This is a genomic window from Bryocella sp., assembly GCF_058498515.1.
The window spans coordinates 21738-30249 of record NZ_JBMHYI010000045.1 but is presented as its reverse complement, the minus strand read 5'-3'; the positions used below and the strand labels follow the sequence as shown (position 1 = coordinate 30249).

The following is an 8512-nucleotide window of genomic DNA, read 5'->3' as shown; positions in this document are numbered from 1 at the left end:
GGCTTCATAGAGGAAGCCTTCTTTCATCAGCCCGGCGCTGCGCAGCATCGCCTCGACGTGCTCGTTGCCGGCTTCGGTGAGGCTCACCGTGCGCTGCTTCTCGTCGATGTCGTAATCTTCGCGCGCCAGGCTCGGGATCAACGCGTCGACGCTCACGTAGAGGCCGGAGCGATCCTCCGACGGGCCGGAGATGATCAGCGGCGTGCGCGCCTCGTCGACCAGGATCGAGTCGACTTCGTCGACGATGGCGTAGGCGTGGCCGCGCTGCACCATCTGCGCCATGTCGTACTTCATGTTGTCGCGCAGATAGTCGAAGCCGAACTCGTTGTTGGTGCCGTAGGTGATGTCAGAGGCGTAGGCCTCGCGGCGCTGCTCGTCGGAGAGGTCATGCACGATGACGCCGACGGAGAGACCGAGGAAGCCGTAGACCTTGCCCATCCACTCGGCATCGCGCTTGGCCAGGTAGTCGTTGACGGTGACGACGTGGACGCCGCGGCCGGCGAGGGCGTTGAGGTAGCAGGGAAGCGTGGCTACGAGGGTCTTGCCTTCGCCGGTCTTCATCTCCGAGATTTTGCCGGAGTGCAGCACCATGCCGCCGATCATCTGGACGTCGTAGTGGCGCATGCCGAGGACGCGGCGGGCGGCTTCGCGGGTGACGGCGAAGGCCTCGGGCAGGATCTCGGTGAGGGCTGCCGTCTCGACGGCGTGGACGGCTTCGCGATAGGCGTTGCGCTGGTCCATCGTGGTGAGCTCGCCCTGGGGAACGGTGCTGCGGCGGCTCTCGATGAACTCCTGGAACTTGATGGTCCTAGCGCGGAGTTCGTCATCGGAGAGGAGCTTGAGGTCTTCCTCGAAGGCGTTGATGGTGGCGAGCGTCGGGAGCATGCGCTTGACGGCGCGCTCGTTGGAGGTACCGAAGATTTTGGCGAGGGTCTTGTTGAACACGGAGGTCGTTCCTTTGGGGCCGGGGCGCGGGCGAAGGCCGAGCCGGTGAGGCTCTGTGCGCGGGACCGGAGGTCAGGCAATGCAGTTTAGGATGCGTCGGCCAGGGGTCGTGGGCAGACGCGAGACGGCGCGAACGGGGCGTCTCGGGAGGGTTTAGAGGCTGCTGCCGGTGACGGCGTGCGTGGCTGCCGTCGAGGCGGCGGAAGCCGCCATGGGATGCATCGCGGCCAAGGTCACGCGTGCGGCCGGAGCGAGCGCGGTGGTCAGCGCCTCGCGAGCTTCAAGGTCGGTGGGCGCCGCGTCCCGTGTCTGCGTCGTACGCTGCGCGAGCAGCATGTGGATGCAGTGGTTGGGGACCGGGGCCGAGCCTGCGCGCACGGACGAGGCCTCCGCCGTGCCAAGAGTGGCAAGGAGGAGGAGAAGTCCGGCGAGATGGCGGGCGCGCAGACGCATGGCTACCAGCCTATTCTAGACGAAGGTGGCTTCTATACGAAGACTGCTTTTAGCACGAAGATGAGACCGGGGAGACGGAGGCGGAGATGAACGCAGTAAGAACGAAGGCTCTCGCGGTTGGGACAGCGTCGGCGGGCGGCCTTGTGGTGGTAGCGGTGGCAGTGGGTGCGCTCGCCATCGGGGCAGTGGCGATTGGGTCGATGGTGATCGGGACCCTCGGAATGAGGCGCATGAAGGTGCTGGAGGGACGGATCGAGAAGCTGAGGATTGGTACGCTCACGGTCGATCGACTGGAGATCAAGAGTCAGGACTGAACTTTGTGCCACACAGGCGGTTAGTGGTGCTGGGTCGTGGAATGGGCGTTCAGCCAGGCGTGGACGGTGGCCAGATCCTGCGGGGTGAGCGAAGGCGCGGAGCGGCGCAGCATCTCGACGAACCAGTCGACCTCTTCAGGGGCGTCCGGGTAGCCGGTGTTGGACTTGCCGCTCTTGGCCTTGGGATCGGGGCGGAAGGAGTCGACGATGGGCTTGCCGTTGGCGTCGAGGATGGCGAGGTAGGGCCAGCCGGAGCCTTTGCCGCCGATGGAGTCCTCGAAGTCGAGGCCGCCGGGGGTGTTGGCGTGCTTCGTATCGTTCGAGTGCTCGCCGGTGGTCATGGTGGCGAAGACGAAGGCGCGGCTGAGGATGGCGTGCATCTGTGGGTCGGCGAGGAAGCGGTCGTAGAGCTTGCAGTTGCCGCACCAGGAGGCGCCGAAGTCGAGCAGGATGGCCTTGTGCTCGGCGCGAGCCTGAGCTTCGGCTTTGCCGATGATCTCGGTTGCGGGAGGACCGCCGTCGGGCGTAGCCGCGCGGAGGGTGGCCGGGGCGAGCGTGAGGGCCAAGGCAAGGAGGCCAGCGGAGCGAACGGGGAAGCGGAACAGATTGAGCACGGAAGTTCTCCTCGGGTGCGGCACGTGTGGCGATTGTAGGACGCGCGAGAGAGTCGAAGGATGCTAGCGGGCGGGCTTGAGGTAGCCGGCGAGCGGGGAGTGCGCGTTGCGTAATGCGTCGGCGACGCACTCGGCGTTGATCTCTGCGCCTTCGGGGCTGGTGTGGGTGTGGTCGATGGGGAAGAGCTTGGCGGTTTTCTCCGGGCCGAGCGCCTCGAAGCGATCGGCGGCAAGGTCGCTCATATCTATAAGCGGAATGTGCTCCTGCGTTGCGATCTGCTGCTCCCAGGCGGTGTAGCCCATGTCGCGCTCGATGTGCTGCGCGCCGTCGGGGCCGGGCGTCCAGATGTCGCGAACCGTGAGGGTGAGCAGGATGGGGTGTGCGCCTTTGGCTTTGGCTTCGTCGATCATCTTGCGGACGTACCAGCCGTAGGTGTGTACGGTTTCGGTTTTTCCAGCGAAGACTCCTGCGGTCTGCGGGACGTCCTGCGTCTCGTCGCCGATGCCTTTGATGGAGCCCCGAGGCTTGGAGCCGCCGAGGTCGCCGCCATCGTTGTGGCCCATCTGGATGAGGACATAGTCGCCGGACTTCATCTCGTCGAGGACGTGTTGCCAGTGGCCCTCGTTGATGTAGGTGCGCGAGGAGCGGCCAGCGATGGCGCGGTTTGCGACGTTGATGCGGGAGGTGTCGAAGAGGTGCGCGAAGTGATCTCCCCAGCCGAAGTTGGCGTTGTTGCGTGCGGTGGAGTCGCCGACGACGAAGACGGTGGGCAGGGATGGATTCAGCGGAGCTTCGTTGTGGGTTGCCGTCTGCGAGGGAGTGTCGGGAGGACGGTCGGGTGTCTGCGCGGATGCGGTAGCCGCGAGAGCGGTGAGAAACAGCGCGGAGAGCAAGTGCGAACGCATGGGGGCAGGCTATCACTGCTGGGAGGGAATTTCAGTTGCCAGATGCCAGGGATCCAGATGCCAGGGAAGCGCTAGTTTGAGGCGGGCTGCGTGGCGTGGTCGATGATGAGGGCGTCGATGGGTCCGCGGGCCGCGACCAGCTTGAGGCCTAGCTGTTGCGGGAGGGCGGTGAAGAGCGGCGGCGACGGTGCATCGGCGGAGGCCACGGGGACCTCGCCGCCAAACTGCGTCTCGTCGGGCGCCCACTCGAGATCGAAGTCGTAGCGGGCGGTGAGGCCGGTTTTGTCGGTGACAGGGCGGTCGAGCATGGCGCGCTGGAGCATGAAGACGAAGTCCTGCATGGTGGCGTTGCGCGCGGGGAGGTGGATCTTCTGCGGGTAGACGGTGCTGATGAGTTGGGGAGCTTCCTCGGCGGGCGCGGTGCTGACCTTTAGCTTTGGGCCACCCTTCGCGACCTGCAGTTCATAGAGGGAGAACTCGCGCGATTGGCGGTGGAAGGTGAGCTGGAACTGATCGGCGAGCAGCTTGCGGAGCATGGCCATCTGCTCGATGCGATTGGGCTGCACGTCGCCGGGGGTGATGGCGACGATGTCGAAGTGCGCGGAGTCGACCCAGTCCGGGCCGCCGGAGATGGTGCGGGTGTTGAGATCGTAGGCGGCGGCGATCAGCAGCGGAAGCGTGTAGTCCTTCGCGATCCAGCGATGGGCGTTCTCCATGCGGAAGTAGCGGCCGCCCTTGGGATCGTGATCGACGAGCTTGACGGTGGCGACGTCGAAGGCCTCGAACTTGGGACGCGGGCTCGTCGTCTGAGCCTGGATGTTCGGAAGGAGAACGAGAGCCGCCGCCAATGCCAGGTTTCGGATCAAGGTTGTGCCTCTCAAGGTGCTGCGATGATGCCGGATAGGGATTGGACCCCTGAGGCTGCGAGATGTCACCAGGGGCGCTGATAGGATGCGGAGGTGGTTCCGGCAGCAGGAAAAGGGAGTGGAATGAGATCGATACGACGTGGCGCGATGGCGCTTGTGGGCCTGATGGCCGTGGCGGCTGCCGCACAGCAGACTCGCTGGGTGGTGAAGCCGGAGTGGGTGCATGCGCACGAAGATTTTCTCGCCAGCGACATCCTGCATGGCCGCGGTTCAGCGACCCGCGATGAGGAGATTACGGCGACGTATGTTGCGAGCGAGTTCGAGGCCTACGGCCTGAAGTTTGCTCCGGGGATGAACAGCTATCTCCAGCGTGGCGAGGTGATTGTTCCCGAGCTGGACGGCAAGGCGACGATCAAGGCCGGGAGCGTGACGTTGCGGGAGGGCGTCGATTTCGATCTTGCGGCATCTTCTGGAGCGAACACGAGCGGCCCTGTAGTCAAGGTTGATGTCTCCGCCCTCAAGTCGACGAAGATCGAGCGCGGGTCTGTCCTTCTGCTTACGGGAGCTAAGAATCAGGACGAGGTGCTGGAGGCGATCGGTTCGCTGCGGCGCGTGGGCGCCGCGGCGGTGCTGGTTGTCGAGACACCGCAGACGACCGGAGTGTTTGGCGTGCTTGGCGGCAGGACGCGCACGCCGATTCGCCTGGCAGAAGGCCCCGCGCGGCGGGGTGGAAGCAACGTGGCGATCGTGCACGGTGCAGCGGCGAAGCCGTTGGAGTCTCTGGGGGCGGGGGCCGTCGTCTCGCTCGACGTGACAGCGCTGCCGACGAAGGAGCCGCGCTATACGTACAACACGATCGGCTATCTTCCGGGGAGCGATCCGAAGGCGGGGACGATCCTGCTGAGCGCGCACCTGGATCACCTAGGCATTGGACGCGCGGTGAATGGGGATTCCATCTATAACGGAGCGAACGACGATGCTGCGGGGACGATCGCGGTGATGGAGCTGGCTCATGCTCTGGGCGCCGGAGCGAGGCTGAAGCGCAGCGTGCTGTTCCTCTGCTACGGCTCGGAGGAGGCGGGCGAGCTGGGGTCGCTGTACTTTGGCATGCATCCGGTGGTGCCGCTGAAGGAGCTTGTGACGAATCTAGAGTTCGAGATGATCGGTAACCAGGACCCGAAGATGCCGAAGGGCGTGATGCTGCTTACGGGGTGGGATCGCTCCAACCTGGGACCGACGCTGGCCAAGCATGGAGCGCTGCTGGGGCCCGATCCATATCCCGAGCAGCACTTCTTCGAGCGCTCGGATAACTACCAGCTTGCACTCAAGGGAGTGGTGGCTCATACGGCGGCGGGCTGGGGTACGGTGCCGACCTATCATCAGCCGAACGATGATCTGGCGCATGTGGACTTCGCTTACATGACCGCAGCGATCCAGTCGCTGGTCGAGCCGGTACGGTGGCTGGCGGACTCGGACTTCAAGCCCCAGTGGAATTCGGGCGGACAACCGCACAACTAACACGGGTTTGACGCGCGGGGAATGGGCTCGTCCTATGATGGAGGTCCTTGTCCCGCGCATGGGATGCAGGCTGTTGAGAACTTCAGGAACCGAGGAGAAGAACAGGATGAACGCCGTTGGGAATCCGTTTGTGCATCTCGAACTGAACTCCGCCGACCCCGCGAAGGCCAAGGCGTTCTACAGCGCGCTCTTCGGCTGGGAGTTCACCGACAATGACATGGGGCCGATGGGGATCTACTCGACCTTCAAGCCCGCTGAGGGTCCGGGCGGCGGTGTCGCCAGCATGCCGGGAGGGAATCCGGGCTGGCTGGCGTACATCGGGGTCGCGGATGTTAAGGCTTCCACCGAAAAGGCGAAGGAGCTGGGTGCGACGGTGCATGTGGGGCCGCAAGAGATCCCCAACGTCGGCTGGATGACCATTCTGTCCGACCCGGCGGGCGCGGCGATTGCGATCTTTCAGCCGATGACGCCGCAGGGCTGAGGGCAGGACTTTTCGGTTCGCCGGGGCAGCGGGCGAAACGTCGGGTATTCTGACGCCAGCACTTCGGAGGTTTCGACCTGCCCGACGCGTCTCCGCTGCCCAACTCTGCTCTCGACCGCGCGCTGTCGCGTGCGCGGTGGCGTCTGCTGCCGCTGCTCTCGCTCGGCTACATTGCGGCGTATCTCGACCGGGTAAACATCAGCTTTGCGCAGGAGTCGATGAGCCATGCGCTGGGGCTCACGGCGGAGACCTATGGCCTGGGCGCGGGGCTGTTCTTCGTCAGCTACGCGATCTGCGAGATTCCCTCGAACGCTCTGTTGCTGCGCTTTGGTGCGCGGCGCTGGCTGGCGCGGATCATGCTCACGTGGGGCGTGCTGGCGATGGCGATGGCGGTGGTGCATTCGCCTGCGAGTTTTTACTCGATGCGGATGCTGCTGGGCGTGGCCGAGGCGGGCTACTTTCCGGGTGTGATCTTCTACCTCTCGCTGTGGTTTCCGGCGCGGGAGAGAGCGCGGGCGATCAGCCTGTTTTACCTGGGGCTGCCGTTCAGCAATGTGGTGATGGGCTCGGCCGCGGGTTCGCTGCTGAGGATGAATGGGACGCTGCATCTTGCGGGATGGCAGTGGCTGTTTCTCGTCGAGGGCCTGCCTGCGGTGCTGATCAGCGTGGCGGTGTTTGTGCTGCTGCCGAATAGCCCGCATGACGCGAAGTGGCTTGCACCCGAAGAGCGCGACGCTTTGCTGGATCACCTGGAGAGTGAGTCCGCAGTCCTTGGGGCGAATCGGCATGGAGGCTGGAGGCTCGCGCTGCGCAGCCCGACGACGTGGATCCTGGGCGGTGGCTACTTCCTGATGCTGGGAGCGAACTATGGGCTCTCGTTCTCGCTGCCGGCGATGCTATCGCAGGCGACGGGGCTGGCGACGGGAGCGGTTGGGTCGATGGTAGCGGTGATTGGATTCGCGGGTGTGGCGTTGATGCTGCTGAACGGTATCCACTCCGACAAGCACGGTGAGCGGCGCTGGCACATCGTGATCCCACTGCTGGTGATGGGGGCGCTGCTGCTGTGCGCTGGAGGGCTTCGGCTGCACGGCTGGCTGGCCGCGCTGGCGCTGGGAGCGGGCGTTGCCGCCTACTCCAGCTTCCAGGGGCCGATGCTGTCGCTGCCCATCACGATCTTCAGCGGCGAGGCCGCGGCGGTGGGGATGGCTGCGATCAACATGTGCGGCATCGCCGGTGGGTTTGTCTTTCCGTACCTGATGGGATGGATGCGGGTGCGGACAGGTGGCTACGCGGCGGGAGTTGCGCTGCTGGCGTTGCCGTGTGCGCTGGCGGCGCTCATCATCGGTGTATTACTGAAGAGCACCGCCCCGCAGGCAGGGACTGACCTTACGGCGAATCCTCTTACGGAGTGGTTCCCGGACGTTGCCCCTGATGCAGAAGGTGGTAGCTGATGTCGGGCCAGAACTCCTTGAAGACGAAGGTGGCGGCGTCGATGCCGACGTCGAGGCCCCACTGCTCCCCGGTATTCGAGACGGAGCGCTCGCGGCTGGGGTAATAGAGGTTCGAGATACCTGCGGCGGCTCCGGCGCCGATGACCTCGCCGTAGTTGAAGCTGCGTCCGCCGCTATCGGTGCGGGTTACCACGACGCGACTGACGGCATAGCCGGCGCGCTTCACGAAGCCGCCGTGGCCCATCGTGTAGAAGCGGGTGTCCTCATGGGTCGCGGCGGGCACGAAGAACTCGACCATGTAGTTTTCGACCGTCTGATCGACGACAGAGTGCCAGAGGTAGCGACCGTAGCCGACACCGCCGGTGCCGAACTCCGGATATTTGTTTCTGCCATAGGAGTAGGCGGCGACCGCTGCGGGAAGCACGATGGCGGAGTAATCGAAGGAGTCCTCGCTCGCGGTGACGAACTTATCCTTCACCGTTTGGGGCGGGAGCTTGTCGTTGGTGGTGGCGGCGCGGAAGTTGGGGATGATTCCGAGGATGCGGTGGGTCTGGCCATTGCTGCTGGTGGCGGGTGCGCTGGACTGGGCGGCAACCGCGGCGGCGGAGGTTGAGCTCGAACTCTGGGGGACCGGAGCGTCCGGCAGGCCGTCGTCGTTTGGGGTCTCGGCGGCCGCAGAGGTGACCAGGGTCAGGGCCGCGAAGAGCACGGCGGCGGTGAGACGCCGGCCCGGATGGTGGGTGTCGCGCTCGGAATGGCGCTGGGGCGGGCGGTTTTCGGCGGTGACTGACAACAGGTGCAAAGAGACCTCCATGCCTTTAGAGCAAATGTAGAAAGGATGAACTTGATTTGATCGCCTCGCGCCACTCATTTGGGGCGAGGTTCGATACCCATTCAGACGCTCGGGAGGCGTGGACGATTCGCCTCGGCGCGAGTATTCGCGAGTATTCTCGAAGGGAAGCTG

At 64.8% G+C, this 8512-nt stretch carries 10 protein-coding genes; 4 read left to right on the top strand and 6 right to left on the bottom strand.

Features of this window, described 5'->3' with window-relative positions:
* Positions 1–945: preprotein translocase subunit SecA (locus tag AC5E6W_RS13240; RefSeq protein WP_491752781.1), on the bottom strand; the 945-nt coding region annotated here is incomplete at its 3' end.
* A gap of 153 nt (positions 946–1098) precedes the next feature.
* Positions 1099–1398, bottom strand: a complete 300-nt coding sequence (locus tag AC5E6W_RS13235) for a hypothetical protein (RefSeq protein WP_491752780.1) — start codon at positions 1396–1398, stop codon at positions 1099–1101.
* A gap of 86 nt (positions 1399–1484) precedes the next feature.
* On the opposite strand from AC5E6W_RS13235, the gene AC5E6W_RS13230 reads away from it, so the two are divergent.
* Complete coding sequence (locus tag AC5E6W_RS13230) at positions 1485–1712, top strand: hypothetical protein (protein WP_491752779.1); 228 nt, start codon at positions 1485–1487, stop codon at positions 1710–1712.
* Between the two features lie 20 nt (positions 1713–1732).
* Here AC5E6W_RS13230 and AC5E6W_RS13225 read toward each other — a convergent pair whose 3' ends face one another.
* The 3 genes from AC5E6W_RS13225 to AC5E6W_RS13215 form a co-directional block, all read right to left on the bottom strand.
* Entirely contained in the window at positions 1733–2326 is a 594-nt protein-coding gene (locus tag AC5E6W_RS13225) for a thioredoxin family protein (protein ID WP_491752778.1), read from the bottom strand.
* A 63-nt stretch (positions 2327–2389) separates the two neighbouring features.
* Positions 2390–3232, bottom strand: coding sequence for a rhamnogalacturonan acetylesterase (locus tag AC5E6W_RS13220; RefSeq protein ID WP_491752777.1), 843 nt, complete (start codon positions 3230–3232; stop codon positions 2390–2392).
* Positions 3233–3303: 71 nt separating this feature from the next.
* Complete coding sequence (locus tag AC5E6W_RS13215) at positions 3304–4098, bottom strand: TIGR03435 family protein (protein WP_491752776.1); 795 nt, start codon at positions 4096–4098, stop codon at positions 3304–3306.
* Positions 4099–4221: 123 nt separating this feature from the next.
* Between AC5E6W_RS13215 and AC5E6W_RS13210 the strand changes: the two genes are divergently transcribed.
* From AC5E6W_RS13210 to AC5E6W_RS13200, 3 genes are all read left to right on the top strand, one after another.
* Positions 4222–5616: a M28 family peptidase gene (locus AC5E6W_RS13210; protein WP_491752775.1), complete on the top strand. Its 1395-nt coding sequence runs from the start codon at positions 4222–4224 to the stop codon at positions 5614–5616.
* A gap of 106 nt (positions 5617–5722) precedes the next feature.
* A complete protein-coding gene (locus AC5E6W_RS13205; protein ID WP_491752774.1) occupies positions 5723–6097 on the top strand; it encodes a VOC family protein in 375 nt (124 codons plus the stop codon).
* A gap of 77 nt (positions 6098–6174) precedes the next feature.
* Positions 6175–7548, top strand: coding sequence for an MFS transporter (locus AC5E6W_RS13200; protein WP_491752786.1), 1374 nt, complete (start codon positions 6175–6177; stop codon positions 7546–7548).
* On the opposite strand, the gene AC5E6W_RS13195 is transcribed toward AC5E6W_RS13200, so the two are convergent.
* Positions 7499–8350, bottom strand: coding sequence for a hypothetical protein (locus AC5E6W_RS13195; RefSeq protein ID WP_491752773.1), 852 nt, complete (start codon positions 8348–8350; stop codon positions 7499–7501). The genes AC5E6W_RS13200 and AC5E6W_RS13195 overlap by 50 nt on opposite strands.
* Positions 8351–8512 lie beyond the last annotated feature (162 nt).

Bases quoted from the DNA above. Each gene is read 5' to 3' on its own strand.
- AC5E6W_RS13235 (WP_491752780.1), bottom strand. From the start codon at position 1,398: ATGCGTCTGCGCGCCCGCCATCTCGCCGGACTTCTCCTCCTCCTTGCC.
- AC5E6W_RS13230 (WP_491752779.1), top strand. From the start codon at position 1,485: ATGAACGCAGTAAGAACGAAGGCTCTCGCGGTTGGGACAGCGTCGGCG.
- AC5E6W_RS13220 (WP_491752777.1), bottom strand. From the start codon at position 3,232: ATGCGTTCGCACTTGCTCTCCGCGCTGTTTCTCACCGCTCTCGCGGCT.
- AC5E6W_RS13210 (WP_491752775.1), top strand. From the start codon at position 4,222: ATGAGATCGATACGACGTGGCGCGATGGCGCTTGTGGGCCTGATGGCC.
- AC5E6W_RS13205 (WP_491752774.1), top strand. From the start codon at position 5,723: ATGAACGCCGTTGGGAATCCGTTTGTGCATCTCGAACTGAACTCCGCC.